Below are 26,484 nucleotides of genomic sequence, written 5' to 3'. Positions count from 1 at the left end.
GGGGCTACTGGCCCGCCAGGCCCGTGTGGGCCACGCCCGCCACGATCTGCCGCTGGAAGAAGACGAAGACGATGATCAGCGGCAGGCCCGCCATGAGGCCGCCCGCCATCAGCTGGGCCCACTGAATGCCGTAGGAGTTCATGATGGTCGCGATGCCGTTGGGCATGGTCATCAGGTCGGGGTTGTGGGTGACCATGTACGGCCACAGGAAGTTGTTCCACGAGTTGATGAACGTGAAGATGCCGACCGCTGCGAGCGAGGGCCGCGACAGCGGCAGGATGACGGTGAAGAAGATCCGCCAGCGGCCCGCTCCGTCGATGGCCGCGGCCTCCTCCAGCTCGCGCGGGACGCCCTGGAAGAACTTGTAGAGGATGTAGACCATCGACGCGTGCGCGCACTGCGGCAGGATCATGCCCCAGTACGTGTCGACCATCCCCATCTGCTGCACCGTGGTGAACAGCGGCACGCCCAGCACGGCGGGCGAGACCATCAGGCCCGCCATGACGAGGCCCATCAGGGCACCCCTGCCCCTGAACTCGGTGCGCGCGAAGCCGTATCCGGCGAGCGCGCTGGTCAGCACCACGACGGCCGTGACACACACGGACACGACCACGGAGTTGACGAACCAGTTGGTGATGTTGCCGGTCTCGAAGATGGCGGACCAGGCCTGCCCGGTCCAGTTCTCGGGCAGCCAGTGCGTCGGCGAGGCGACCGCCTCGGTCTCCGACTTCAGGGACGTGAACAGGGCCCAGGCCAGCGGCGAGAGGAACACCGCGGACACGGCCACCCCGAGGACGGTGAGCACGATCTGGCTCGCGGTCCAGCCGCGGCGAGTCTTGAGGCGGATCTGCGGGGCGGTGGCGGTCATCGGGCGCCCTCCTCACGGTTGCGCAGCAGCCACATCCGCGCGAGCGCGACGGACGCGATGATCACGAAGAAGATGATGGAGGTGGCGGAGGCGTAGCCCACGCGGTAGGCGGTGAAGCCCTCTTCGAGGGTGAACTGCACGAAGGTGCGGGTGCTGTCCTCGGGTCCCGGCCCGAAGTCGAACATCACGACCGCCTGGTCGAAGACCTGGAGCGAGGCCAGGACCTGGAGCGTGACGACGAGTCCGGTGATGTTGCGCAGCATCGGCAGCGTGATGTGGACCATCCGGTGCCAGGCGTTCGCGCCGTCCAGCCTGGCGGCCTCGTACAGATGGGCCGGGATGCCCTGGAGCGCGGCGAGGTAGAGCAGGAAGCTGAAGCCGGCGGTCCACCACAGGGTGCAGATGACGACGGCGAGCATCGAGTAGGACTTGTCGGCCAGCCAGGCGGTCTCCAGGCCGAAGACGTGGTTGACCATGCCCGCGGTGGGGTTGAACAGCCACTCCCACAGATTGCCCGCGACGGTCGACGGCAGCAGGAACGGCAGAAAGAAGCAGAGCCGCCACAGCCACTTCCCGCGTTCGATGTGGTGGGCCAGCATCGCGAGCAGGAACGCCATGACCGTGATGCAGGGCACGACCAGGAGCGTGAAGTACGCGCTGTGGCCGAGCGAGTCCCACAGCATGTCGTCCTTGAGGGCCTCGCGGTAGTTGTCGAGGCCGATGAAGCTCGCGCCCTCGCCGGAGATGTTGGCGTCGGTGAACGAGAGGTACAGGCCCCGCACCACCGGCCAGATCACGAAGAGGCCGAACAGCACCAGGAACGGCGCCACGAACCATCCGCCGTGCTGGAAGCCCTGCTTGCGGCGGACGGTGCCGGTCCGCACGGCGGACCGCGCGGTCGCGGGGGCCAGGACGGGCTGCGCGCTGGTCGTCGTCATGAGACCGCACCTCCCTGGGCGGCCGTCTTGCCGTCCATCGGGTTCTTCGAGGCGAGGAGCTGGGCGAGGGCGCCCTTGAGGCGACGGGCCGCGGCCTCGGGGCGCGCGGAGCCGGCCGAGGCGGACATCACGATCGGCCCGGTGCGCTGGCCGAGCAGTCCGGTGGAGCCCGCGAACCAGGCCTTCGGCTCGGTCGCCATGTGGTTCATCGCGGACACGTATTCGCTCTGCGGCTCCATCTTTTGGTACGCGGCCGACGACAGGGTCGGCGTGTACGCGGGGATGTGGCCGCCGAGCGCCCACTTCCGGGCGTGCTTGACGACGTACGCGGCGAGCTGGTGGGCGCCCTCGTTGGCGGCGCCGCCGCGCTCGGCCTGGTGCGGGAGGACGAAGGCGTGGGACTCGGCGTGGGTGGCCTTCCTGCCGAAGACCGGTGGCAGCGGCGTCGCCCCGTACGACACCTTGGCGCTGTCGAAGACGGGCACCGACCAGTTGCCCTCCCAGGTGAACGGGGCGCCGTTGACCATCTGTTCGGCGCCCTTGGCGCCCTTGAAGGAGTAGCCGTCGGTGACGTGCCTGCGCAGGAACTCCAGGACCTGGGTGGCCTTGTCGGTGTCGAAGGTGACCTCGGTGCGGTCGGCGCTGAACCAGGTGCCGCCGAGCTGGGTGTAGAAGGCGACGAACATCCACCACTGGATGTTGAGGTCCTGGACGTTCAGACCGAGGGTCTGCACACCCTTCCGGGCCGCCTTCTTGGCCTCCTTCAGCACGTCGAACCACGCGTCGGTGGAGGTGACCTCGGTCATCCGTCCGTCGGCGTCGAGCAGCCCGGCCTTCTTCAGTACGTCCTTGCGGTAGAAGCAGAGCTGTACGTGGATGTCGAGCGGCAGGCCGTAGAGCTTGCCGTCGATGGTCGCGCGCTTCCACAGGACCTGGTTGAAGTCCTCCTGCCGCACCCCGTACTTGGCGAGCAGTCCGACGTCCCAGGCGTCGAGGAGGGTGCCGGGCGCGAAGCCGGGGATCCTGCCGAGGTGCATCACGGCGAGGTCGGGGGCGCGGTCGCCCGACGCGGTCATCGCGAGCTTCGAGTAGTACGGATTGCCCCACTGGAGCGTGGAGTCCTTCACGTCGACGTCCGGATGCCCACGCCGGAAGTCGTTCAGCATCGAGATCATGTTGTACCCGTCGCCGCCGCTGAAGAGGTTCCAGTAGCGCACGCGGGTGTCGGCTCCCGAGGCGAGTGCGTCGGCGCCCGTCCCCATGGCCGCGAAGCCCAGACTTCCCGCGACCGCCAACCCGCCCGCACCGGCGAGGAGTTGTCTGCGGTTCAGGCCAGATCGTCCCACAACCGGCCCCTCCCTGTGTCCGATATTTCGAATGCCGCTCGTAACTTCGAACGGGACCGTAAAATCGAAGCGATTGCGCGTCAATGGGTCGCGCGGGAATCGTGGGAAAAAGAGTGCGGGGCGCACGACGCGAACGCCGTACGCCCCGCAGGGGATCACCGGGCACGGGCGCCCGAACCCTCAGCCTCCGAAGGCCGCCTGGGCCAGCCCCTGCCCGACCCCCGGCACCACCAGCAGGGACCCCGCCAGCGGCTCCGGCTCTTCGAGGCCGACCCGTGCGGACGACACGTACAGGTCCCCCAGGTCCGCGCCGCCGAAGGCACAGGCCGTGGGGCGGCTCACCGGCAGCGGCAGCACCCGGTCGAGCCGCCCCTCGGGCGTGTACCGGCGGACGGCGGCGCCGTCCCACAGGGCCACCCACACACAGCCGTCCGCGTCGACGGTGAGTCCGTCGGGAGAACCGGCGCCGTCCTCGATCGCCGCCAACTCCCGGCGATTACCGACCCGTTCACCCTCCACGTCGAAGACGTCGATACGACCCGTCGGTGTGTCGACGTAGTACATGCGCGTGCCGTCGGGGCTCCAGCCGGTGCCGTTGGAGATCGTGACGTCGTCGAGGACCTCGGCCACCGCCCCGTCGGGCGCGACGCGGATCAGGTTGCCGCCGCCGGGCGTCTCGTCGTACGGCATCGAGCCCGCCCACAGCGCGCCGTCGGGGGCCACCGCCGCGTCGTTGCCGCGCCGGCCCGGGACGGGCTCGCGGTGCAGCCACGCGAAGGCGCCGTCGGGGCCGTAACTCCCCACGCCGTCACGGAGGTTGACGACGAGGCCGCCGCCGGCCCGCGGCTTGGCGGCGCCCACGTGCTGCTCCGTGGCCATGACGGTGCGGCGGCCGCTGCCGGGCTCGTAGGTGTGCACGCGGGAGCCGAGGATGTCCACCCAGATCACGCGGCCGGAGGCCGGGTCCCAGGTCGGCCCCTCGCCCAGCTCCGCCGAGGCCCGCACGGCCTCCTCGACGCGGATCCTCATCGCGCCGCCCCCCGGTGGCCGAGGCGCTCGGAGAGGTCCGCCGCACCCTTCGCGGCGAGCCCCGCCAGCTCCTCCTCGCGCGCGTCGCTCCAGCGGATCATCGGTACGGAGATGGAGAGCGCGGCGACGACCCGGTTGGTGCGGTCGCGCACGGGCGCGGCGACGCACGACACGTCCGTGTTCGACTCGCGGCTCTCGACGGCGATGCCACGGTCGCGCACCCCCACCAGGTGCGTGCGCAGGGCCGCCGGGTCGGTGATCGAGTTCTCGGTCATCGCGACGAGGTCCGCGTCGTCCGGGATCCGCGCGCTCAGCTCGGCCTCGGGCAGCGACGCGAGCAGCATCTTGCCGACCGAGGTGCAGTGCGCGGGGAGGCGCCGGCCCGCGGCGGAGACCATGCGCACGGCGTGCGTGGAGTCGACCTTCGCGATGTAGATGACGTCGGTGCCCTCCAGGATCGCCACGTGGACGGTCTCGTCGCAGGTCTCCGCGACGTCGCGGGCGACGTGCTGCCCCTCGGCGGCGAGGTCGAGCTGCTCGGCGTACCGGCTGCCGAGCTGGTAGGGGCGCACGCCGAGGCGGTAGCGGCCCGGCTGTCCCGGGACCTGCACGATGTACTGGCGGGCGGCGAGCGTGGTGACCAGTTCATGGACCGTGGTCCGCGGAAGCTGTAGCTTGCGGACGATGTCGGGGGCGGACAGCGTGCCGTCCCCGTCCAGGAACAGCTCCAGTATGTCCAGAGCCCGGGTCACGGCTGGTACGAGACGTCCCACAACCGACCCCTCCCTATGTTCGGTATTTCAACAGACGGTCGGTATCACGAACATAGGCTAAGCACAGGGGCATTGGCCGGGCAATGGCCGATCCGGTGCCCTGTACACGGTCTACACAGGGCCGAGCTCCCCCCGGAGGCGCCGGGCGCGGAGCACCAGTTCCAGTTCGAAGCGGCGGTCCGGGTCGTCGACCTCGTCGCCCCACAGCTCGCGGATCTGGCGCAGCCGGTAGCGGACGGTCTGCGGGTGGACGCCGAGCCGGGCCGCGACCTCGGGGGCGCCGCCGCGGGTCTCCAGCCAGGCGAGCAGGGTCTCGGCGAGCCGGCGCGCGTGCGTGGGCCCGCAGCGGGTGAGGGGTTCGAGGGCGCGCCGCGCGAGGTCGTCGACGAGTTCCTCGGGTTGGAGCAGCACGAGGGCCTGGGTGTGCTGGGTGCAGTGCACCACTTCCGCGTCGGGCAGCAGTCCGCGCTCCATGAGGGCGACGGCGGCCTCCGCCCAGCGCAGCGATTTCGCCGCGTCGGCGGGTGCGACGGGCGGCCCGATCGCCCCGGTCCAGCCGGACAGTGCGCGGCGCAGCAGGTCGGCGCGGCCCGCCGCGTCGGGTTCGGACAGGACGAGCCGGGGCCGCTCCGGCTCCATGTCGAGGAGGACGTCGGGCCCCACGGCGGGGGCGACCGCGTCCCGGGCGGGGCGCAGCAGCACGCCGACGGCGACGTGCGCGGGCACCTGCCAGCCGACGCGCGCCGCGCGTTCGGTGAGCGCCTGCACGGGGTCGCGGGGCGCGGCGGTGCGCCCTTCGAGGAGCAGGTCCATGAGCTTGCGCTGCTGGCGCAGCCGCTCCCCCGCCTGCCGGGCGGCGGCCTCCGCGTAACCGCGGACCGACTGGTCGACGAGGCCGTCGAGGTACTCGTAGCCGGCCTCCGCGAGTTCGTACATCGCCGGGGGCGGGATGTGCAGCCGCTGCCCGATGTCGGCGAGGCGCCGCCAGGCCATCTTCACGCCGAGCCGGTACATCGCCTGGAGCGAGTCGAGGCTGCGGCCGTGCAGGGACTGGCCGCGCCCGAACTCCTGAAAGAGGGCGGGTGCGTGGCCCTCCGGGAGGCCGTCCGCGGCCCCGTCGGCGAAGCCGCGCACGAAGTCCTCGACGGCGCGCCGGATGCCGACGAGGGCGACGGCTTCGCCCGACTCGTCCAGCACGACGGGCAGTTGGGGGAACTCCCGGTGGATCTCGTCGAGGATGTCCCGGGCGAGCCGGGGTGCCTCTTCGAGGGCGAGCGCCACGAACTGCTTGGCCTGGAGCCGCGGCACGTCGCACCACGCGGAACGAGTGGTGGCCGGCACCGGCTCAGCCCCCTTGGCCGGGCGTCTCGTAGGTCACCAGGGGGGTGTTGGGCTGGTCCGGCGTCGCGTTGATCAACGCGAGCACGCCGAAGGCGGCCGCGAGGGCGAGCGCGGCTCCCGTGGCCGCGGACAGCGCGGCGGCGAGCAGTCGGTTCATCGCAGGGTCAGCCTCTCGTCCGTGCCCGATCCGTGTCGGTCCACCGATCGGGGTATCGAGGTCACCAGAGGTCGTTCCCCACCCGTGCGATTGCGACGTACGGCGAGCCGTTCGTCTCAAGTGTCCAGTCTCCGCAGAACGTTGACACTTCGTCAAGAGTACGTCTACGGTTCCCGGCCCATAACCGGCCGACCGCGAATCAGCGCGGATGCCCTTCCTCACAGGAGTGCCGGATGCGCCGTACAGCCTCACCGTTCTCGCTGGTCGCAACAGGTCTCGGCACGTTCCTGCTCGTCCTCGCGGGGCTGCTCGCCTGGTACGTGGAGCCGCGCGCCGAGCGCACCAGCATCGACGTCGATGTGACGACCGTGTTCACCGGAACCGGCAGCTACTTCGACACCGACAAGATCAAGACCGTGCGCGACCGCAAGCTGGTCATCACCCGGCAGGCCCGCGGCGACGTGGCCGAGAGCGAACGCAGCGGCAACGCGGTGTGGGACGTCGCGACGTCCGTCGACACCGCGAGGACGCTGCCGGCCTCGGACCCGCACGACGCGCTCCAGTGGACCCTGGAGCGCTGGGTCGTCGACCGGAGGACCAACGCGCCCCAGCACTGCTGCGGCGAGCAGCCCGCCTTCAGCGGCGAGGCCTACCTGAAGTTCCCCTTCCACGTGGAGAAGCGCACCTACACCTGGTGGGACAACACCCTCGGCGCGACGGTCCCGCTCCGCTTCAGCGGCGTGACCAAGGTCCAGGGCTACGAGGGCTACCGGTTCACCGGCACCGTCTCCCCCGCCAGGACCGGCTCCCGGCTCGTGCCGGGGCGGCTCGTCGGGCAGCCCAAGAAGGGCCAGGTGCTCGCCGAGGAGTGGTACGCCAACCACCGCGTCGAGCTCGTCGTCGACCAGCTCACCGGCCGGGTCCTGTACGCGGCCATCGGCCCCCGCAAGACGCTGCGCGCGCCCGGCACGGACAAGGACGCGGCGGTGCTCCTGGACAGCCAAAAGATCGCCTTCACCCCGGCCACGCAGCGCGGACAGGTGGCACTCGCGGAGGACGACAACGACCGGCTCACCCTGCTCGGCACGACATTGCCGCTGGCGGCGGGTGGGCTCGGCGTGCTGCTCGTGGCGGCCGGGCTCGTGCTGGTCGTACGGGGCAGGGGCGGGCGGCCGGAGCCGGAAGGGGCGGAGCGTCCACATCCCGATACGTCCCCGACGACCCTGGAGACGTCCACGATGTGACGGCACGTCAGTCGAATACGGACCCAAACTTGTCACGCGGGTGAGTAGCCGCATCGAACAGCGGGGCGAAAACTGTCCCTCCCCACCCCGTGCACAGGCTCCGCACAGCCTCGGCACCGTACCTACCAGTACGCCCAGGTACGCCTGAACACCGGCGTACGCCCGACGAGTTGGAGCACCCATGCCCCAGCACGTGCCCCTCCCGCTGCGCGCCACGGCCCCACCCGGCGCGCGGCATCCGCAACACGACCCCCCACACCCGCGCCGCATCGTGTTCCTCGCCCACCGCGACCTCGGCAACCCGGCCGCGGGCGGCTCCGAGCTCCTGGTCGACCGGCTCGCCGAAGGGCTGACCCGCCAGGGCCACCAGGTGACGCTGCTGTGCGGAGGCCCGGCGGCCTTCCGCGACTACAGGGTCGTCTCCGCGGGCGGGGAGCACGCCCATTACCTGCGGGCGCGCTCGGCCTTCGCCCGCCAGGTCGGCGACTGCGATCTGCTCGTCGAGGTCTGCAACGGGATGCCGTACCTGGCCCCGCTGTGGCACCGCGGCCCCACGCTCTGCCTGGTCAACCACGTGCACACGGACCTGTGGCGGATGCGCCTGCGCGGACCGCTCGCGCCCGCGGCCCACCTCGGCCGAAGACTCGAACACTGGGCGCTCTCCGGGGCGCAGCGCCGCAATCTGCTCGTGGCCGTCTCGCCGTCGACGGCACACGCGCTGCACGCCATCGGCGTCGATCAGGACCGGATCCGCCTCGTGCCGAACGGCGTCGAGGAGCCGGGCCCGGCCGCCGACCGCTCCCCCGACCCGCTGTTCCTGGCGATGGGCCGGCTCGTCGAGTACAAGCGGATCGACCTGCTCCTTCGCCTGTGGGAACGGGTGCGTCCGGTGACGGGCGGCCGGCTCGTGATCGTCGGGGACGGGCCCGAGGCCCCTCGCCTGCGTCAACTGGCGGGCGAGGGCGTCGAGTTCACCGGCCATGTCTCCGAGGCCGAGAAGCACCGCCTGCTCTGCGAGGCCTGGCTGCTGCTGCACCCCTCGGCGGTCGAGGGCTGGGGCCTGGTCATCACCGAGGCGGCGGCGCGCGGCACCCCGGCGGTCGGCTTCGACGTGCCCGGAGTGCGCGACTCCGTCGAGGACGGCGTCACCGGCCTCCTCGCCCACGGCGAATCGGCCTTCGCGGCGGCCTGGTGCACGCTCGCCCTGTCCGGACACCGCCGCGAACTGATGGGCAAGGCGGCCCGGGAGCGGGCCGCGGGCTACCGATGGGCGCACACCGTGCGGCAGTTCGGCGCGGTGGCGGCGGAGGCGGTGCGGGGCTGGACGCCATGACGGCGGCCACGGGGGTCGACGACGGGCGTGCCGGGTTCAAGGACCCGTCACCGGCCCGCTCGCTCGCGCTGTTCCGGGCGTTCCTGCGCGAGCAGCGGGACCCCGAGACCTGTTACGCGCTGCTCGCCCGGGACGCCGCCGACCAGGTGGAGGCGTACGGGAAGGTGGCCGGGAAGATCGTCGTGGACGTGGGCGGCGGCAGCGGACACTTCACCCGCGAGTTCCGGGCGCGCGGCGCGCAGGCCCTCCTCTTCGAGCCGGACACCACCGAGCTGGGCCAGGACCCGCCCGCCGGCACGGTGGTCGCGGACGGCTATCTGCTGCCGCTGCCCGACGCGTCGGCGGACGTCACGTTCTCCTCGAACGTCCTGGAGCACGTCGCCGACCGCGACACGTTCGTGAGCGAGCTGGTCCGGGTCACCAAGCCGGGCGGCCTGATCTACGTCGCGTTCACCAACTGGCTGTCCCCGTGGGGCGGTCACGAGTGGGCGCCCTGGCACTACCTGGGCGCCGACCGCGCGCAGGCCCGCTACCGGCGGCGCACCGGCAGGCCGCCCAAGCACACCCTCGGCGAGAACCTCTTCGCCCACCACATCGGCCCCACTCTGCGCCATGTGCGCGCCCGCGACGACGTGCGCGTGGTCGCGGCGCGCTCCCGCTACTGGCCGTTCCTCGCGGAGGCGGTCACGCGGGTCCCCGGCGTGCGCGAGTTCGCCACCTGGAACCTCCTCCTCATCCTCAGGCGGTGTGCCCCATGACGACCATGGTCCAGGCCCCACCCGCCGCGGCGACGCACCCGGACCCCGAGCCGGGTCCGCGTGCGCGCCGCTGGCTGTTCGCGTTCTGGGCCGTGTTGTTCGTCGCGTTCTGCGCGGTGCAGCCGGGGCGGGCGACGTTCGAGACGAAGCTCGGTGTGTCGCAGGACCCCTGGAAGTTCCTCGGTGACCTCGGGGAGCTGTGGCACGACAGAGCCGGCTTCGGCGGGATCGCCGACCAGTACATCGGCTACGCCTTCCCGATGCTGCCGTACTACGGACTGACCGACCTCCTTCAGCTACCCGTATGGCTGGCCGAACGGCTGTGGATGTCGATCGTCGTGACCGTCGCCTTCTGGGGCGCCCTGCGGCTCGCCGAACGCCTCGGGGTGGGCTCGCCGCGCAGCCGACTGCTCGGCGCGGTGGCGTACGCGCTGTGGCCGACGTTCACGATCGTCGTCGGCTCGACGTCGGCCGCCGCGCTGCCCGGCGCGTTCCTGCCGTGGGTGCTGCTCCCGCTCACCAACCCCCGTACGACGGCCCGTATTTCGGCGACCCGCTCGGCGCTCCTGATCCCGTTCATGGGCGGCGTGAACGCCTCCTCGACGCTGGCGTCGCTGCTTCCCGTGGGCCTGTACCTGCTCTCCCGGCCGCCGTCCGCCCGCATGCGCCGCCAGATCGCCTGGTGGATCCCGTCGGTGATCCTCGCGACGGCCTGGTGGACGGTCCCGCTCGTCCTGCTCGGCATCCACGGCGAGAACTTCCTGCCGTACGTGGAGAGTGCGCAGACCACGACGGAGACGATGTCCGCGACGGAGACGCTGCGCGGCTCCGGCAACTGGGTGGCGTATCTGCACCTGGGCGACGCCTGGCTGCCCGCCGGCTGGGCCGTGGCGACGTCGGTGGTCGTCATCGTCTGCTCGGCGCTCGCCGCCGCGATCGGCCTCGCGGGCCTGGCCCGCCGCGACCTCCCCGAGCGCCGCTGGCTGCTGCTCGTCATGATGGCCGCCGCCCTCGTCACCCTCGCGGGATACGGGGGCTCGCTCGGCGCGCCCTTCCACGACACGGTGCGGTCGTGGCTGGACGGGGGCCTCGCCCCGTTCCGCAACGTCTACAAGTTCCAGACCGGGATCGCGCTCGCCCTCGCGCTCGGCATCGCCCACCTCGTGGGCGTCGCCTCCGACCCGCGCGGCGCCCGCCCGCTGCGCGCCCGCCGGCACGCCACGCTGATCGCCGCGATCCTCATCGTGCCGGGCCTCGCCTGGCCGTACCTCAACGGCTCGATCCTCCAGCCGGGCGCGTTCCAGAAGCTCCCCACGTACTGGCAGACGACGGCCGACTGGCTGAAGAAGTACTCGCCGGACTCCCGCGCCCTCGTCGTGCCCGCGACCGCCCACGGCATCTACACCTGGGGCTCCCCCATCGACCAGCCGCTCGACGTGCTCGCCGACTCCCGCTGGGCGCAACGCGACTACGTCCCGTTCGGTACGCCCGGCAACCGGCGTGCCATGGACGCGGTCGAGCAGGCCCTGATGAGCGGCACCCAAGTACCGGGCCTCCAGGACTACTTGAACCGGTCCGGCCTGTACTACGTGGTCGTCCGCAACGACCTCGACCCCGACCAGTTCGGCTACGTCCCCACCGCCACGGTCAAGCGCACCCTGACGGAATCGGGCTTTCACCGGGTGACCGGGTTCGGCCCGCAGGTCACGGGCGGCCGCATCGCCGAGAGGACACCGGCCCAGATCGAGGGCCTGTACCCGCGCAGCCGCTCCGTCGAGATCTACGCGCCGCGCGGCGACGCCGGCCGGCCGGGCCAGGCGGGCCTGCTCCCCGTCGGGAACACGGCGGAGGTCGGCGGCGGCCCCGAGGCCCTGCTTCGGCTCTCCGCCGACCCGTCCTTCCTGAACCGCCCCGCCGTCCTGACCGGCGACAACCACCCCGGCATCGGCAACCCCGCCCTGCGGATCGCCGCCGACGGCCTGCGCCGCGCGGACACCCGCTTCGGCCTGGTCAACACCAACACCTCGTACCCGTACACGCCGACGGAACGCAACAGCCCGAACGCCTCGGAGAACCCGGGCGAGCCGCCGAAACAGATCCTCCCGACCGACGGCGCGGCCCACCAGACGACGGCCGACATCCGGGGAGCGCGCTCGGTCACGGCGTCCTCCAGCGGCAACTGGCTCCTGCACCTGCCCCAGTTCGACCCGGTGAACGCCTTCGACAAGGACCCCGACACGGCGTGGACGGAGGGCGCCCCCGACTCCGCCAACGGCGAATGGGTCCGCGTCGACTTCACCCGCCCGACCCGGATCCCCGCCGCCATCCACCTGACGCCGCTGCCGCAGGACAACGTGCGGGCGGCCCCGACCCGCGTACGCATCGAGACCGACAAGGGCTCCACGACGGCCAACATCCAGCCGAACGGCAAACGCCAGGAGATCAAGTCCCCCGCGGGCACCGCCCATTGGCTGCGCGTGACGATCCTCGACACGCAGCGCGCCCGCCCCGGCCTCACCGGCGCCGGGTTCACGTCCATCGACGTCCCCGGCGTCAGGGCGACGCGCGCGCTGCGCCTCCCGGCCGACTCCGAGCGGGCCGACCAGTACTCCTTCCATCGCGCCACGAGCGACGGCGGCCTCACCCTCACCGACACCGAGCGCGCCCTGAACCGCGTCTTCACGACGACCGGCGAGTCCACGTACGACTTCCAGGCGACGGCCGCCCCCACCCCGGGCCCCGCGCTCGACAAGCTCCTCTACGACCTCGCCCCCGACCAGCGCCGCAAGATGACGGCGACGGCGGACTCCACGGCCGAACTGGGCCTGAACACCACGCCCCGCAACCTCACCGACGGCGACCTGACGACGGCCTGGATCGCGGGCGACGACCCCACGATCCACCTGCGCTGGCCGGACAAGCAGCCCGTCTCCACCCTCGTGCTCCCCGGGGCCGGCGGCCTCACCACGCGCCCCGAGGAGATCGAGATCAGCAGCCCGGACGGCGCCGCGGTCGCCGGTGTCGACAAGAACGGAGTGGCCCGCTTCGACCCCATCACCACGAACCGCCTGGACATCACCATCACGAAGGCGGCCCGGCTCAAGGTCCACAACCCGGTCGCCGACGAGGACCTGCAACTACCGGTCGGCCTGACCGAGGCCTACATCCCGAGCCTCGACGCGTACCGGGTCGAACAGCCCACGCCCGACCGCGAGTTCAGCCTCCCCTGCGGCAAGGGCCCGACGGTCACCGTCGACGGCACCCGCCACCGCACCTCCGCGAGCGGCACCCTGCGCGCCCTGACCGAACGCCGCCCGGTCACCGTGAAACTGTGCGGCGACGCCCTGGACCTGCCCGCGGGCCCGCACACCCTGCGGACCTCGCCCTCCGGCCCCCTCGCCCTCACGGACCTCACGCTCACGGACACGACCGCCACCACAGAGGCGCCCCCCACCTCCCGCAGGCTCACGGTCCGCGACTGGCTCGGCGACCGCCGCGAGGCACGGGTCGACGCGGGCGAGGCGACGTACCTGACCATGTACGAGAACGCCAACGACGGCTGGGAGGCGACCCTCGACGGCAAGAAGCTGACCTCGCTGCGCCTGGACGGCTGGCAGCAGGCGTGGCTGGTCCCCGGCGGAGCGAGCGGCACGGTCAAGCTGTCCTACGCCCCGGCCCGCACGTACGAGATCGGCCTGTTCGCGTCCGGCGCGGCGCTCCTGGCTCTCGGCGCGCTCTGCCTGTGGCGCCGCAAGGAAACGGAGCAGGAACCCCCGGCCCCGCCACCGGCCCCCGGCTGGATCATCGGCACGGTCCTCCTGACGGCCGTCGGCATCGTGATCGCGGGCCCTTGGGCGGCCCTGGTCCCGGCCCTCGCCCTCCTCGCCTGGAAGCGCCACACCCTCCTGGTCCCCCTCGCGTTCCTGACGATGACGGCGGCGGGAGCGGTGGCGGCGACGGGCGCGGGAGAGCCGGTACGGGAGGGCGCGGGCGCCTACGGCACGGCAGCCCAACTCCTGGCACTGGTGGCCTTGTTCGCAGCGCTGGTGACCACAAGATCAGCGCCTCCGGACCTGGAAGCGCAAGGCCCGGACAATCAAGCCCCGCCGGCGCTTGAGGCGCGGGGTCCGGGGCAGAGCCCCGAGTCCGCGACCACCCGGGGCGAAGCCCCCACGACGGGACGGGAAGGGGAGGAGGGGGCGACCTCCCCCGACCGGACACCCCCGCTCCCACCGAAACCCGCATCCCCAGGGAGCACCCCATGACCACACTGGACCGCCCCACCAACGGAAGCGGGGACCGGACCACCCGAATCCCCTTCCCGACCGTCGACGAGGTCTCCCGCCACTGCCTCCAGGACCGCGAACCGGAAACCGTCCACATCGAGATCCACCTCACCGCCCGCCTCGACCCCACCCGCCTCACCCACGCGTTCACGGAAGCCCTCCACCACCACCCCCGCATCCTCATGCGCGAGGCCCCCCGCCACTGGTACAGCAGCCGCTACGAGTGGGAACTGACCCGCACCCCGGACGTACCGCCCGTCTCGTTCCCGCCCCCCACCCCCGACGCCCTGCACCAGGCCCGCATCCGCTCCCTCGCCGACGCCCCACCCCTCACCGCGTCCCCGCCCATCCGTCTGGAGGCGGTGGAGGACCCGAAGACCCGCACTACCGTCCTGTTCGTCACGATCAACCACACGGCCCTGGACGGCCCCGCCTGCCTGCGCGTCGTCGCCACCGCGGCGGAGCTCTACTCCGGCCGCGACAACTCCCCGCCGCCAACCGCTGCCCCGCTCCTGAGTCCCCGTCCCCCGCAGGACCCGCCCTCCCCCTGGTCCCGCCCGGCCCGGGTCTCCGCCGGAACCCCTGACCCCCGCCCCGGCAACGGCCTCCTGGTCACCGAACTGTCGGTGCCGCGCCGCCCCAAGGGCGCCCCGTACACGGTCAACGACCAGCTGATGGTGGCCACGGCCCGCACCATCGCCGACTGGAACGAGGAACACGGCACGCACCACACCCGCCGCCCGCTGCGCGTCACGATGCCGGTGGACGACCGCCCGCGCGACACGACGATGCCCATCGGCAACGGCACCCGCCTGGTCGAAGTCGCGCTCACACCGGCGGAGTTGACGTCACCGACCCCCGAACTCCTCCGCCTCACCGCCACCAGAACCGCCGCCCTGAAGTCCCTGCCGCGCCCCCAACTCGGGCACGGAGCCGCCCTGTTGACCAGCCCGTACGCCCCGGTCGCCTGGCGCGCCGCCGCCACCCGGGCGCTGCGCGCGGCGGCGGCCCCGTGGACGTCGACCACCCTGCTCAGCAACATCGGCCGCGTCCCCTACCCCCTGGACTTCGGCGACGGCGGCCGCGCCCGCGCCGTCTGGTTCTCCGCCCCGGCCCGCATGCCGCGCGGCCTCACCTTCACGACGGCGTCCACCGCGGGCCGGCTCCATCTGGCCCTGCGCTGGTCGCGCACCCTGCTCGGCCCCGGCGACGGGGCCCGCCTGCGCGACCTGTTCGAGCAGCACCTCCACGCGACGCAGGAGGAGGCACCATGACCACGCATCCCGAACTCGACTCCCCACCGCGGGACTTGAGGGACTTCTACGAGAACCCGGACGTCCCGGTGGCCTCCGGCACGCCCCGCACCCGCCGCCAGGCCCGCGTCCTCGCCGCCGCCCTGTCCGGCAGCCGCAACGCCACCGTCCTGGACATCGGCTGCGGCGACGGCACGGCCGCGGCCACCACCGCCCGCCTCCTCACCGGATCCGACGGCCACCGCCTCATCGGCGTCGACTGGTCGCAGGACGCGCTGCGCCGCGCGGCCCGCCGCGTCCCCGGTGTCGTACGCGGCGAACTGACGGGCCACGGGCTGCCGTTCGCGGCCGCGTCCGCCGACGCGGTCCTGCTCTCCGAGGTGATCGAGCACCTCGTCGACCCCGACGCGGCGCTCGACGAGATCCGCCGCGTCCTGCGTCCGGGCGGCCACCTGATGCTGTCCACCCCGAACCTGGCCGCCTGGTACAACAGGGCACTGCTCCTCGCCGGAGTGCAGCCCGTCTTCTCGGAGGTGAGCCTGCGCGCGGTCCACGGCAGGCCGGGCACCGAGGTCGTGGGCCATCTGCGCCTCTACACGCCGCGCGCCCTGAAGGAGTTCGTCGCCGCCTCGGGCTTCGAGGTCGTAGGGCTCACCGGGGCGCCGTTCCACGGGGTGCCCCGCCCCCTGCGCCCCCTCGACCGGCTCGCCTGCGCGGCCCCGTCCCTCGCCTCGATCCTTCTCCTGCACGCGCGAAGGACGTGAGCGGCGATGCCCGCCGTGGCATGGGGAGTCGGCGCGGCACTGCTCGCCAACACGCTCTACAGCGTCGGCTTCGTCCTGGAGAAGCGGGCCCTCACCCGGCTGCCCGAGGTGAGCGTGCGCCGCCCCGCCCACCTCCTGCGCCAGGTGGTGACGAGCCCGCTGTGGCTGGCCGGATCCATCGCCCTGGCCTCCGGCTTCGGCGCCCAACTGGCGGTCTACCGCACGCTTCCCATCGCCGCCGCGCAGGGAATCTTCGTCTCGGGCCTGGTGCTGCTCCTGCTCCTGTCGGCCCGGCTGCTCGGCGAACGCACCTCGGGCCGCGAGCGCTACGCCATCGCCGCGATCCTGGCGGCGCTGCTCATGGTGGTGCTCTCGCTCCAGGAGGACACCGACGCGGTGGGGCACGCCTCGCCGGCACCCCTCATCCTCCTGGTGTGCGTGCCGTCGCTCGCGGCGGGCCTGTCCCTGTACGCCGCCGCGGAGCGCCGCGCGCGGCACCGCCACCGGCTCCCGACCACGGGCGTCGAGTACGGGGTCGCGGTCGGCCTGCTCTACGGGGTCAGCTCGCTCGCCATCAAGGGTGTGTCGGGTGTGCTCCCGGACGTCCCGGCACTGTTCGTCTCCCCGTACCCGTATCTGCTGATGTGCACGGGCGCGTTCGGGCTCGTCATGTCGCAGGCGGCCCTGCAACGCTGCCGCGCCTCGCTGATCGTGCCGGTGTGCACCACGGTGACCTGCCTGTTCACGGCGGTCCTCGGCACCCTCGCGTTCGGCGAGTCGCTCCCCCACGAGCCGGTGCGCCTTGCGCTGCGCGTGACCGGCACGGCCCTCGCGGTCGCCGTGCTCCTCCTGATGCCGAAACACGACACCCCCACACAACCGGACCAAGAGCCGAGGGAGTTGCTCCCGCATGAACCCTGACGACCCACTGCTCAAGATCCTCGCCTGCCCGCTCGACAAGGGCCCCCTGCTCCTGCTGCCCACGCCGGAGGGGGACGCGGGCGACTGCCTCTACAACCCCCGGCTGCACCGCCGCTACCCCATCGTCGACGGCATCCCGCAGCTCCTGCCGTCGTCCGGCGAACAGGTCCCCGAGGGCGAGCACGAGCAGCTCCTGCACCGCGCCGAGCAGGCGAAACGGGCGCTCCCATGACGACCGTCGCCGCCCGCGTCGCCCCCTGGCTGCCCGCCCGGCTGACCGCGGCGACGGCCCGCGCCCTGTACCCGCGCTTCGAGCCGGAGCTGACCCGGCTCGCCGACATGCTGCCGGCCGCGGGGCCCTGCGGCACGGCGGTGGACGTCGGCGGCTGGTACGGCCCGTGGACCCACCGCCTCGCGGTCCTGGCCCGCCGCGTGATCACCCTCGAACCGGTCCCGCACCTGGCCCGGGTGCTCGCCGCGTCCGCACCCGCGAACGTCGAGGTCGTCCGCGCGGCGGCCAGCGACCGCCCCGGCACGGCCCCGCTGTGGCAGCCCCCGCACGACGCGCGCGGCGAGCGCGGGGTGTCCTCCCTCGTCCGCCGCGACGACCTGCACGCCCCGACCGGACGCGAGGTCCCGTGCGTCACGCTCGACGAACTCGCGCTGCGCGACGTCGACTTCATCAAGGTCGACGTGGACGGGGCGGAGCTCCGGGTGCTGCGCGGCGCCCGCGCCCTGCTCGCCCACGACCGGCCCGCCCTCTTCATCGAGCTGGAGACCCGCATCCAGCCGATCTCGCCGGTCGTCTCCCATCTGCGCGCGCAGGGCTACGAGGGCTGGGTGCTGCCGGACACCGAAACCGACTGGCTGCCCCTGCCCTCCTACGATCTGGCGGCCCATCAGCGCGGCACCGCCCACATCGCCTCGCAGGGCCTGCTGCGCCGGGCCCTCACCCCGGCCGGACGCCGGCGGCGGTACGTGAACTCGGTGCTGTTCCTGCCGGACGGGCGGGCCCCCGGCGGCGTACGCCACCATGGGGCTCATGCCAGGACGCCCCGCTGAACCCTTCACCCCGCTGGACTTCCAGCTGGTCCTGCTGCGCCGCATGGCGGACCACAATCCGGAGCTCGTGGAGACGGCCCGCGCCGACCTCGGCGCGTCCGTCGCCGAGATGCGGGAGGCGAACCGCCGCTGGCAGGCGCAGCTGCACTCGCGGCACCCGCGGGCCGCCGTCTCCCGCTACCGCTCGGTACTGGGCGCCCCTGAGCGCACCCTGCTGCGCAAGGTCGGCGACCTGGAGTGCGAGGCACTGCTGTGGCCGGTGCCGCTCTGGCCCGACCTGCGCTTCGAGGTACTGCTCGCGCCCACGGGCGGGATCTGGAACGAGTGGCTGATCCGCGCCCCCGGCGCCCCGGGCCCGGTCCTGCGCACCCTCGCCGATCTGACGCCGTGGTCCTGCACGGTGGACGAGGCGGCCCGCGCCTTCGCCCCGGCCCGCCCCCTGGAGGGCTCGGCGCCCACCCGCTGGGGCCTGGCGTTCCGGGCCCCGGACGAGCAGGGGACACCGCGCGAGGTGCGGGCGGAGTTCACCTGGGGCCTGCTCCAGCGCTGGTACGAGGCCTGAAAGCGCACGAGCGGAAGAACACCCGATACGAACACCCGATACGAACACGGGCGCAGTTGTTCCCTTGAACAGGTGGTCGTCGCCGAAGAGTTTGCATGGGGCGTACGTGAACAACGATGCTTACGGTGCGCAAGCAACGGGCTGCAGACCGTAGCGACCGCATCGCGATGCACATCTCAAGTCCCAAGTCCCACATGCACGTTGCACCCCCTGTGCACTGTGCATCATCGCTAGGAGAACGCGTCACATGAACGTCATCACCGACATCGTCGCCGGCCTCGCCCACTTCCTCGGCTGGCTGGTGTAACACCGTCGGACACCGAAGCGGCGCCGTCTCCCTCGTCCCACGGGAGGCGGCGCCCCGGCGTTTGTGGACCCGCCCGGCCTACTCCAGCGAGCGCACTCGCGCGCGCGACCGCAGGATGCCAGAAGGGTCGCCGCCCGGCGAGCCCACCACGGTCCGCGCTCTCGGGAGGATCTGCCATGACCGCCAGTCTGGAGCAGTTGCGCCGCTGCCACTTCGCCGTCGATCTGGGTGCCGCGCGCACCCGCGTGTACGTGAAGGGCGCGGGCCTCGTCGTCGATGAACCGAGCGCCGCCGCGGTCAACACCCGCACCGGCGCCCTGATCGCGGTCGGCGACTTCGCCGAGAAGATGACCGGCCGCACCCCGCACTACATCCGCGTCGTACGCCCCGTCTCCGGCGGCACGGTCGTCGACATCGAGATGGCCCAGCGGATGCTGCGCCACCTGCTCGGCGACAAGCTCCGCCGCGCCCTGCGCCGCAAGCCCCGGCTGCGCGCCGCGGCCGCCGTGCCGCACGACGCCGACCCGCTGGCCCAGCGCGCCGCCGTCGAGACCCTCGTCGGCCTCGGCGCCCGCCGTGTGGAACTGGTCGACACCCTGATCGCGGCCGCCGTCGGCTGCGGCCTGCCGGTGGAGCAGCCCGAGGCCACGATGATCATCGTCTGCGGGGCGGCCACCACCCAGATCGCGGTCCTCTCGCTCGGCTCGATCGTGACGGCGGCCCGCATCCCGGTCGGCGGCGACGCCATCGACCACGCGGTCGTCCAGCATCTGCGCCAGCACCACGCCCTGATGCTGCCGTCCCAGTCCGTACGCCCCCTCCAGGTCGCCCTGAGCGGCAACGGCCTCACCCCGCTGGGGCCGGAGCAGACCGAGATCCACGGCCGCGACGTGGCGACGGGCCTGGCCCGTTCGGTGCACGTGGACACCGCCGCCGTGCGCAGCGCGATCCACACCCCGCTCACCGCCGTCCTCGACGGCATCGGCAGGGTGCTGCGCGACTGCCCGCCCGACCTGGTCGCCGACCTCGCGGAGCGCGGGATCATGATGGTCGGCGGCTCCGCCCTGCTGCCCGGCCTCGACCAGATGCTGCGGACCGCGACGGGCGTCCCCGTGCACATCGCCGAACGCCCCGACGTGTGCGCGGTGCGGGGTCTCGGCGAGATGCTGGAGGGCAGGATCCAGCCGATGGAGCTGAACCCGCTGGCCGACTGACCCGGGATCCCCGAGCCCGACCACCGGAACGACTGATGGCCCGTCACGGTTGCCGTGACGGGCCATCAGTCCGTGTACGAACCGGTCGCATCGTTTCTGCGCTGCGTACGTGCGGTGGGGCGGGTGGGACTCGAACCCACGGCCGACGGATTATGAGTCCGCTGCTCTAACCGGCTGAGCTACCGCCCCGTCTCGGCGTGGCGCGTACAAGTGTGCGCGCCGTCTGCCGCAGCATAGCCGCTCATACGATCTCCTGCCTCGGATGGTCCGGCTCTGCACGACCATGAGGACTCCGCCCGTGCGCGCACGGTTCCACCAGGCAAGAAAAGTCCCCCCGGAGTGGACTCCGGAGGGACTTGTTCACAGCTCTCCCGACTGGACTCGAACCAGTAACCTGCCGGTTAACAGCCGGCTGCTCTGCCAATTGAGCTACAGGAGATCGAGCTCCCCCGACTGGACTCGAACCAGTAACCTGCCGGTTAACAGCCGGCTGCTCTGCCAATTGAGCTACAGGGGAATGACCTCGTTTGCTTCGAACGAAGCCACCTGGGTACTTGCCAGGCGGCGCGCGCTCGCTGCGACACATACATTAGCGCAAGCAGGGGGGTGGTCCGCCAATCGGTACCCCCCAGGAGATCGACAAGCTCCGAAACGGACCGCACCGACCACGAACGCCTCGCTACGGAAAGGGTGGCCGACCATGCGCTATCGGCTCACATTCATCGCCGGTCTGGCCCTGGGTTACGTACTGGGCACGAGGGCAGGGCGGGAGCGCTACGAGAAGCTGAAGAAGTCCGCGCGCGAGATCGCCCAGAACCCGGCCGTGCGCAATACGGCGGAGTCGGCGGCGCAGCAGACGCGGAACGTCGCGGGCAAGGCCTTCCACTCGGTGAGCGAGAAGGTCGAGAGCAAGGTGCCGGACTCGGTCGCCGACCGGGTGCGCACGCTGCGCGAGCGCGGCGGCCCCGCCGACGACGGGGCGACCGACGACTGGGGCACCAGCAACACCTGACGCCCCGGACCGCACGGCCCGGACCGCACGGCACGGAAGCGTCCGGCGGTACGGCAGAATTTCAGTCATGGGGATAGTCGCCGGGCTGGACAGTTCGCCCGAATTTACGCGCATAGTCGTTTGTGACGCCGACACCGGGGCCGTGCTGCGGCAGGGGTACGCCCCGCACCCGCTGGAGGTACCGGAAGGCGGCGGACGGCCGTCCGACGTCGATCCCCAGGCGTGGCTTCTCTCGCTCGGCGAGGCCGCGGGCGGGGGGCTGCTCGAAGGCGTGCAGGCCATCGGTGTGTCCGCGCAGCAGAACACCGTGGTGCCGCTGGACGCGCAGGGCAACACCGTGCGCCCCGCCATGGTCGGCGGGGACAAGCGGGCGCAGGTCGCGGCCGCGGACCTGGTGGACCGGCTCGGCTCGCGCGAGGCGTGGGCCGAGGCCGTCGGCTGCGTGCCGCAGGCGGCGCTGCCCGTGACCAAGCTGCGCTGGCTGGCCCGCAGCGAGTCCGAGAACGCCGAGCAGGTCGCCGCCCTGATGCAGGCGCACGACTGGCTGGTGTGGCAGCTGCTCGGCCGGCCCGCGCGCCGCACCACCGACCGCGGCGGGGCCTCGAGCACCGGGTACTGGTCGGCGGCGAGCGCCGCGTGGCGGCCCGATCTGGTGGAGCTGGCGCTCGGCCACCAGGTGGCGCTGCCCGAGGTGATCGGCCCCGGCGAGGCGGCCGGGCGGACCCCGGAGGGCCTGGTCATCTCGGCCGGTACCGGGGAGACGATGGCCGCCGCGTTCGGGCTCGGCGTGCAGTCCGGGGATGCAGTGGTCTCGCTCGGAGCCTCGGGTTCCGTGATGGCCGTGCACCACGAGGCGCTCGTGGACTCCAGCGGCTCCATCACCTCGCTCGCCGATGCCACCGGGATGCACCTGCCCGTGGTCCATACGTCGAACGCGGTACGGGCGCTGCGCGGCACGGTCGACATGCTGGGGCTCGACGGAGGCCTTGAGGAGCTGTCCGAGCTGGCCATGAAGTCGACACCGGGCGCCCACGGACTCGTACTCCTGCCCTATCTGGAGGGCGAGAAGACGCCGAACCTGCCGCACACCGCGGGGACGCTGAGCGGGCTGCGCCGGGAGTCGATGAAGCCCGAGCATCTGGCGCGGGCCGCCTTCGAGGGCATGCTGTGCGGGCTCGCCGACGCCATGGACGTGCTGCGCGGACGCGGCGTGGAGATCCGGCGGGTGTTCCTGCTGGGCGCCGCCTCGGAGCTGCACGCCGTGCAGAGCGTGGCGCCGGCCCTGTTCGGGACGCAGGTCGTGGTGCCGCAGGCCGCGGACTACGCGGCGATCGGCGCGGCGCGACAGGCCGCGTGGGCGCTGAACGGGCAGCTGCCGCAGTGGCAGGGCGCGGCCGCGCAGGTCTTCGAGGCGGGCGACGAGCTGCCGGTGGGGCAGGCGGTGCGGCAGCAGTACCGGGCCGTGCGGGACCAGATCCACCCCGGCGCCTTCGCCTGAGACTTGGTTAATTCGGTTGAGGTAACGCGGGTGGAGTGTTCGACGATAGGGGTCCATGCGTAGGTCGCCGTCCGGCGGCGCACGCGTCGATCCCCCTCCCCGGACACCGCTCCTCCCACAACCGCCGACCACCGAGAGACCGAGCGTGCTCATAAGACTTCTGCGGACCCATCTCAGTCCGTACAAGAAACCCATCGGGCTGCTGGTGCTGCTTCAGTTCCTTCAGACCTGCGCCGCGCTGTATCTGCCCACCCTGAACGCCGACATCATTGACAACGGTGTCGTGAACGGCGACACCGGCTACATCCTCGAGTACGGCGCCCTGATGCTGGGCGTCACCGTCGCCCAGGTGGTGTGCAACATGGGCGCCGTGTTCTACGGCGCCCGCACCGCCGCCGCGCTCGGCCGCGACATCCGGGCCGGGATCTTCGACCGGGTGCAGTCCTTCTCGGCGCGCGAGGTCGGCCAGTTCGGGGCGCCCTCGCTGATCACCCGGACCACGAACGACGTGCAGCAGGTCCAGATGCTGGCCCTGATGACGTTCACGCTGATGGTGTCGGCGCCGATCATGTGCGTCGGCGGCGTCGTGATGGCGCTCGGCCTGGACGTGCCGCTGTCGGGCGTGCTGCTCGCCGTGCTGCCCGTGATGGCGATCGTGCTGTCGCTGATCATCCGCAAGATGCGGCCGCTGTTCCGTTCCATGCAGGTCAAGCTCGACACCGTGAACCGGGTGCTGCGCGAGCAGATCACCGGCAACCGCGTGATCCGCGCCTTCGTCCGGGACGAGTTCGAGAAGGGCCGGTTCGGCGCGGCGAACCGGGATCTGACCGAGACCTCGCTCGCGACCGGGCGCATCATGGCACTGATGTTCCCGTTCGTGATGACGATCGTGAACGTCGCGTCCATCGCCGTCGTCTGGTTCGGCGCCCACCGCATCGACAGCGGCGGCATGCAGATCGGTGACCTGACCGCGTTCCTCGCGTATCTGATGCAGATCGTGATGAGCGTGATGATGGCCACGTTCATGTTCATGATGGTGCCGCGCGCCGAGGTCTGCGCCGAGCGCATCCAGGAGGTCCTGGCGACCGACACGAGCGTCGTCCCGCCGTCGGAGAAGGCCGCCGTGCGCGAGCTGCGCCGCCGCGGCCACCTGGAGATCCGGGGCGCCGACTTCGGCTACCCCGGCGCCGAGGAGCCCATCCTGCGCGGTATCGACCTGGTCGCGCTGCCCGGCGAGACCACCGCGGTCATCGGCTCCACCGGCAGCGGGAAGTCGACCCTGCTCGGTCTCGTACCGCGCCTGTACGACACCACCGCCGGCACCGTGTACGTCGACGGCGAGGACGTGCGCGGGCTCGACCCCGACCTGATGGCGAAGACGGTCGGCCTGGTCCCCCAGCGGCCGTACCTCTTCTCCGGGACCGTCGCGAGCAATCTGCGCTACGGGCGTCCGGACGCCACCGACGAGGAGCTGTGGCACGCGCTGGAAGTGGCGCAGGCCAAGGACTTCGTCACCAAGCTGGAGGGCGGCCTCGAAGCGCCCATCACCCAGGGCGGCACGAACGTCTCCGGCGGACAGCGCCAGCGGCTCGCCATCGCGCGCACGCTCGTGCAGCAGCCGGAGATCTACCTCTTCGACGACTCGTTCTCCGCGCTCGACTACGCCACCGACGCCGCCCTGCGCCGCGCGCTCGGCAACGAGACGGCCGAGTCGACCGTGGTGATCGTCGCCCAGCGCGTGGCCACCATCCGCGACGCCGACCGGATCATCGTCCTCGACGAGGGCCGGGTCGTCGGCACCGGTCGCCACCACGAGCTGATGGCGGACAACGAGACGTACCGGGAGATCGTCCTCTCCCAGCTGACGGAAGCGGAGGCCGCCTGATGAGTGGACCCATGGGGCGGATGGCCGCGGCCGGTGCGCCCGGCTCTCGGTCGATGGACTTCAAGGGGTCGGGCAAGCGCCTCCTGAAGCGGCTCACCGTGCACCGCGCCGCGGTGACCGGGGTGCTGGCCGCGATCGTGATCGGCGTCGCCCTCTCGGTGGTCGGGCCGAAGATCCTGGGCCGCGCCACCGACCTGTTGTTCGGCGGGGTCATCGGCGGGCGGATGCCGGCCGGGCAGACCAAGGAGCAGGTCATCGAGGGCCTGCGGGCCAAGGGCGACACCGGCGTGGCCGACATGCTCGGCGGCGTCGACTTCACTCCGGGCCAGGGCGTCGACTTCGGCGCGATCGGCGAGGTGCTGCTGCTCGGGCTCGCCGTGTTCGCGTGCGCGGGCCTGGCGATGATGATCGGCACGCGGATCGCGAACCGGCTGATCAACCTGGCCGTGGCGCGGCTGCGCGGCGACCTCCAGGAGAAGCTGTCGCGGCTTCCGCTGTCGTACTACGACAAGCAGAAGCGCGGCGAGGTGCTGAGCCGGGCGACCAACGACATCGACAACCTCGGCCAGACCTTGCAGCAGACGACGGGGCAGATGCTCAACTCGCTGCTCACGATCATCGGCGTGCTCGCCATGATGTTCTGGATCTCCTGGCTGCTCGCGCTGGTCGCGCTGGTGACGGTGCCGCTGTCGGTGTTCGTCGCGGCGAAGGTCGGCAAGCGGGCGCAGCCGCAGTTCGTCCAGCAGTGGAAGGCGACGGGCGCGCTGAACGCGCACGTCGAGGAGATGTACACCGGGCACAACCTGGTGAAGGTGTTCGGGCGGCAGAAGGAGTCGGCCGAGCAGTTCGCCGAGCAGAACGAGGAGCTGTACCAGGCCTCGTTCAAGGCGCAGTTCAACAGCGGGATCATGCAGCCGCTGATGTTCTTCATCTCGAACCTGAACTATGTGCTGGTGGCGGTCGTGGGCGGCCTGCGGGTGGCGTCCGGCACGCTGTCCATCGGCGACGTGCAGGCCTTCATCCAGTACTCGCGGCAGTTCTCGATGCCGCTGACGCAGGTCGCGTCGATGGCGAACCTGGTGCAGTCGGGTGTGGCCTCGGCCGAGCGGATCTTCGAACTCCTCGACGCGGAGGAGCAGTCCGCCGACCCGGTGCCCGGCGAGAAGCCGGACCACCTGCGCGGGCACGTCGAGTTCGAGCACGTGGCCTTCCGCTACGAGAAGGACAAGCCGCTCATCGAGGACCTGTCGCTGACGGCCGACCCCGGTCACACGGTGGCGATCGTCGGCCCCACGGGCGCGGGCAAGACCACCCTCGTCAATCTGCTGCTGCGGTTCTACGAGGTCACGGGCGGGCGCATCACGCTCGACGGCGTCGACATCGCGAAGATGTCGCGGGAGGAACTGCGGGCCGGGATCGGCATGGTGCTCCAGGACACGTGGCTGTTCGGCGGGACCATCGCGGAGAACATCGCGTACGGGGCTCCGAAGGACGTCACCCGCGAGGAGGTCGAGGAGGCGGCGAAGGCCGCGCACGCCGACCGGTTCATCCGCACGCTGCCCGACGGGTACGACACCGTGCTCGACGACGAGGGCACGGGGGTCAGCGCCGGTGAGAAGCAGCTCATCACCATCGCGCGGGCGTTCCTGTCCGATCCGGTGATCCTCGTGCTCGACGAGGCGACCTCCTCCGTCGACACCCGGACCGAGGTCCTCATCCAGAAGGCCATGGCGCGGCTCGCCTCCGGGCGGACGTCGTTCGTCATCGCGCACCGTCTTTCGACGATTCGCGACGCGGACACGATTCTCGTCATGGAGAACGGGGCGATCGTGGAGCAGGGTTCGCACGAAGAGCTGGTCGCCGCGGACGGGGCTTATCAGCGTTTGTACGAGGCGCAGTTCGCGCAGGCGGTCGCCGAGGTGGACTGAGGTCG

The 26,484-nt window shown here is 71.9% G+C and carries 22 protein-coding genes and 3 tRNA genes; 15 read left to right on the top strand and 10 right to left on the bottom strand.

The features are described 5' to 3' along the window. Positions 1-4: 4 nt before the first annotated feature. From ACNYS0_RS27710 to ACNYS0_RS27680, 7 genes are all read right to left on the bottom strand, one after another. Positions 5-868, bottom strand: coding sequence for a carbohydrate ABC transporter permease (locus tag ACNYS0_RS27710; protein ID WP_422477149.1), 864 nt, complete (start codon positions 866-868; stop codon positions 5-7). After that, positions 865-1,806 carry a carbohydrate ABC transporter permease gene (locus ACNYS0_RS27705; RefSeq protein WP_422477148.1) on the bottom strand — a complete coding sequence of 314 codons (942 nt, stop codon included), beginning with the start codon at positions 1,804-1,806 and terminating at the stop codon, positions 865-867. The genes ACNYS0_RS27710 and ACNYS0_RS27705 overlap by 4 nt, the downstream gene beginning before the upstream one ends. Then, complete coding sequence (locus tag ACNYS0_RS27700) at positions 1,803-3,152, bottom strand: extracellular solute-binding protein (protein WP_422477147.1); 1,350 nt, start codon at positions 3,150-3,152, stop codon at positions 1,803-1,805. The genes ACNYS0_RS27705 and ACNYS0_RS27700 overlap by 4 nt, the downstream gene beginning before the upstream one ends. A 180-nt stretch (positions 3,153-3,332) precedes the next feature. After that, on the bottom strand, positions 3,333-4,181 hold the full coding sequence (locus ACNYS0_RS27695) for an SMP-30/gluconolactonase/LRE family protein (protein WP_422477146.1): 849 nt from the start codon (positions 4,179-4,181) through the stop codon (positions 3,333-3,335). Next, a complete protein-coding gene (locus ACNYS0_RS27690) occupies positions 4,178-4,954 on the bottom strand; it encodes an IclR family transcriptional regulator (protein WP_422477145.1) in 777 nt (258 codons plus the stop codon). The genes ACNYS0_RS27695 and ACNYS0_RS27690 overlap by 4 nt, the downstream gene beginning before the upstream one ends. Before the next feature lie 111 nt (positions 4,955-5,065). Further along, positions 5,066-6,295 carry a PucR family transcriptional regulator gene (locus ACNYS0_RS27685; RefSeq protein WP_422477144.1) on the bottom strand — a complete coding sequence of 410 codons (1,230 nt, stop codon included), beginning with the start codon at positions 6,293-6,295 and terminating at the stop codon, positions 5,066-5,068. 4 nt (positions 6,296-6,299) lie between these two features. Continuing rightward, positions 6,300-6,452, bottom strand: coding sequence for a hypothetical protein (locus ACNYS0_RS27680; protein WP_422407177.1), 153 nt, complete (start codon positions 6,450-6,452; stop codon positions 6,300-6,302). A 233-nt stretch (positions 6,453-6,685) separates the two neighbouring features. On the opposite strand from ACNYS0_RS27680, the gene pgfA reads away from it, so the two are divergent. The 11 genes from pgfA (at position 6,686) to ACNYS0_RS27625 (ending at position 20,156) form a co-directional block, all read left to right on the top strand. Further along, positions 6,686-7,696, top strand: a complete 1,011-nt coding sequence (gene pgfA, locus ACNYS0_RS27675; protein WP_422477143.1) for a cell envelope lipid trafficking protein PgfA — start codon at positions 6,686-6,688, stop codon at positions 7,694-7,696. Positions 7,697-7,877: 181 nt separating this feature from the next. Continuing rightward, positions 7,878-9,029: a glycosyltransferase family 4 protein gene (locus tag ACNYS0_RS27670; RefSeq protein WP_422477142.1), complete on the top strand. Its 1,152-nt coding sequence runs from the start codon at positions 7,878-7,880 to the stop codon at positions 9,027-9,029. Next, positions 9,026-9,787 (top strand): class I SAM-dependent methyltransferase, encoded by a 762-nt coding sequence (locus ACNYS0_RS27665; protein ID WP_422477141.1) that lies wholly within the window; start codon positions 9,026-9,028, stop codon positions 9,785-9,787. The genes ACNYS0_RS27670 and ACNYS0_RS27665 overlap by 4 nt, the downstream gene beginning before the upstream one ends. Continuing rightward, positions 9,784-14,052, top strand: coding sequence for an alpha-(1->3)-arabinofuranosyltransferase (locus ACNYS0_RS27660; protein WP_422477140.1), 4,269 nt, complete (start codon positions 9,784-9,786; stop codon positions 14,050-14,052). The genes ACNYS0_RS27665 and ACNYS0_RS27660 overlap by 4 nt, the downstream gene beginning before the upstream one ends. Continuing rightward, a complete protein-coding gene (locus ACNYS0_RS27655; protein ID WP_422477139.1) occupies positions 14,049-15,347 on the top strand; it encodes a condensation protein in 1,299 nt (432 codons plus the stop codon). The genes ACNYS0_RS27660 and ACNYS0_RS27655 overlap by 4 nt, the downstream gene beginning before the upstream one ends. Next, positions 15,344-16,090, top strand: a complete 747-nt coding sequence (locus ACNYS0_RS27650; protein ID WP_422477138.1) for a class I SAM-dependent methyltransferase — start codon at positions 15,344-15,346, stop codon at positions 16,088-16,090. The genes ACNYS0_RS27655 and ACNYS0_RS27650 overlap by 4 nt, the downstream gene beginning before the upstream one ends. Before the next feature lie 6 nt (positions 16,091-16,096). Continuing rightward, positions 16,097-17,011: a DMT family transporter gene (locus ACNYS0_RS27645; RefSeq protein ID WP_422477137.1), complete on the top strand. Its 915-nt coding sequence runs from the start codon at positions 16,097-16,099 to the stop codon at positions 17,009-17,011. Beyond that, complete coding sequence (locus ACNYS0_RS27640; protein WP_422477136.1) at positions 17,001-17,243, top strand: Trm112 family protein; 243 nt, start codon at positions 17,001-17,003, stop codon at positions 17,241-17,243. Before ACNYS0_RS27645 ends, ACNYS0_RS27640 begins: the two co-directional genes overlap by 11 nt. Further along, positions 17,240-18,073 (top strand): FkbM family methyltransferase, encoded by an 834-nt coding sequence (locus ACNYS0_RS27635; protein ID WP_422477135.1) that lies wholly within the window; start codon positions 17,240-17,242, stop codon positions 18,071-18,073. The genes ACNYS0_RS27640 and ACNYS0_RS27635 overlap by 4 nt, the downstream gene beginning before the upstream one ends. After that, on the top strand, positions 18,045-18,635 hold the full coding sequence (locus ACNYS0_RS27630; RefSeq protein WP_422477134.1) for a hypothetical protein: 591 nt from the start codon (positions 18,045-18,047) through the stop codon (positions 18,633-18,635). Before ACNYS0_RS27635 ends, ACNYS0_RS27630 begins: the two co-directional genes overlap by 29 nt. A gap of 483 nt (positions 18,636-19,118) precedes the next feature. Further along, positions 19,119-20,156, top strand: coding sequence for a rod shape-determining protein (locus ACNYS0_RS27625; RefSeq protein ID WP_422477133.1), 1,038 nt, complete (start codon positions 19,119-19,121; stop codon positions 20,154-20,156). A 115-nt stretch (positions 20,157-20,271) separates the two neighbouring features. Here the strand turns inward: ACNYS0_RS27625 and ACNYS0_RS27620 are convergent. From ACNYS0_RS27620 to ACNYS0_RS27610, 3 genes are all read right to left on the bottom strand, one after another. Continuing rightward, positions 20,272-20,345 (bottom strand) — tRNA-Ile (locus ACNYS0_RS27620). A 177-nt stretch (positions 20,346-20,522) separates the two neighbouring features. Beyond that, positions 20,523-20,595: transfer RNA gene (locus ACNYS0_RS27615), tRNA-Asn, on the bottom strand. Positions 20,596-20,600: 5 nt separating this feature from the next. Then, positions 20,601-20,673, bottom strand: a tRNA-Asn gene (locus tag ACNYS0_RS27610). A gap of 183 nt (positions 20,674-20,856) precedes the next feature. Between ACNYS0_RS27610 and ACNYS0_RS27605 the strand changes: the two genes are divergently transcribed. The 4 genes from ACNYS0_RS27605 to ACNYS0_RS27590 all read left to right on the top strand — a co-directional run bounded on the left by ACNYS0_RS27605 (position 20,857) and on the right by ACNYS0_RS27590 (position 26,479). Further along, positions 20,857-21,168: a YtxH domain-containing protein gene (locus ACNYS0_RS27605; protein WP_385756854.1), complete on the top strand. Its 312-nt coding sequence runs from the start codon at positions 20,857-20,859 to the stop codon at positions 21,166-21,168. A 67-nt stretch (positions 21,169-21,235) separates the two neighbouring features. Then, positions 21,236-22,666 (top strand): xylulokinase, encoded by a 1,431-nt coding sequence (locus ACNYS0_RS27600; RefSeq protein ID WP_422477132.1) that lies wholly within the window; start codon positions 21,236-21,238, stop codon positions 22,664-22,666. Positions 22,667-22,811: 145 nt separating this feature from the next. Beyond that, the gene (locus ACNYS0_RS27595) at positions 22,812-24,551 is read left to right on the top strand and encodes an ABC transporter ATP-binding protein (protein WP_422477131.1); all 1,740 of its coding nucleotides are present in this window, start codon (positions 22,812-22,814) and stop codon (positions 24,549-24,551) included. Further along, positions 24,551-26,479 (top strand): ABC transporter ATP-binding protein, encoded by a 1,929-nt coding sequence (locus ACNYS0_RS27590; RefSeq protein ID WP_422477130.1) that lies wholly within the window; start codon positions 24,551-24,553, stop codon positions 26,477-26,479. Before ACNYS0_RS27595 ends, ACNYS0_RS27590 begins: the two co-directional genes overlap by 1 nt. Positions 26,480-26,484: the final 5 nt, after the last annotated feature.

It is taken from the genome of Streptomyces anthophorae (assembly GCF_049310305.1).
Taxonomy (GTDB): Bacteria; Actinomycetota; Actinomycetes; order Streptomycetales; family Streptomycetaceae; genus Streptomyces.
The sequence above is the reverse complement of the archived record's forward strand: the minus strand, read 5'-3'. Positions and strand labels throughout refer to the sequence as shown.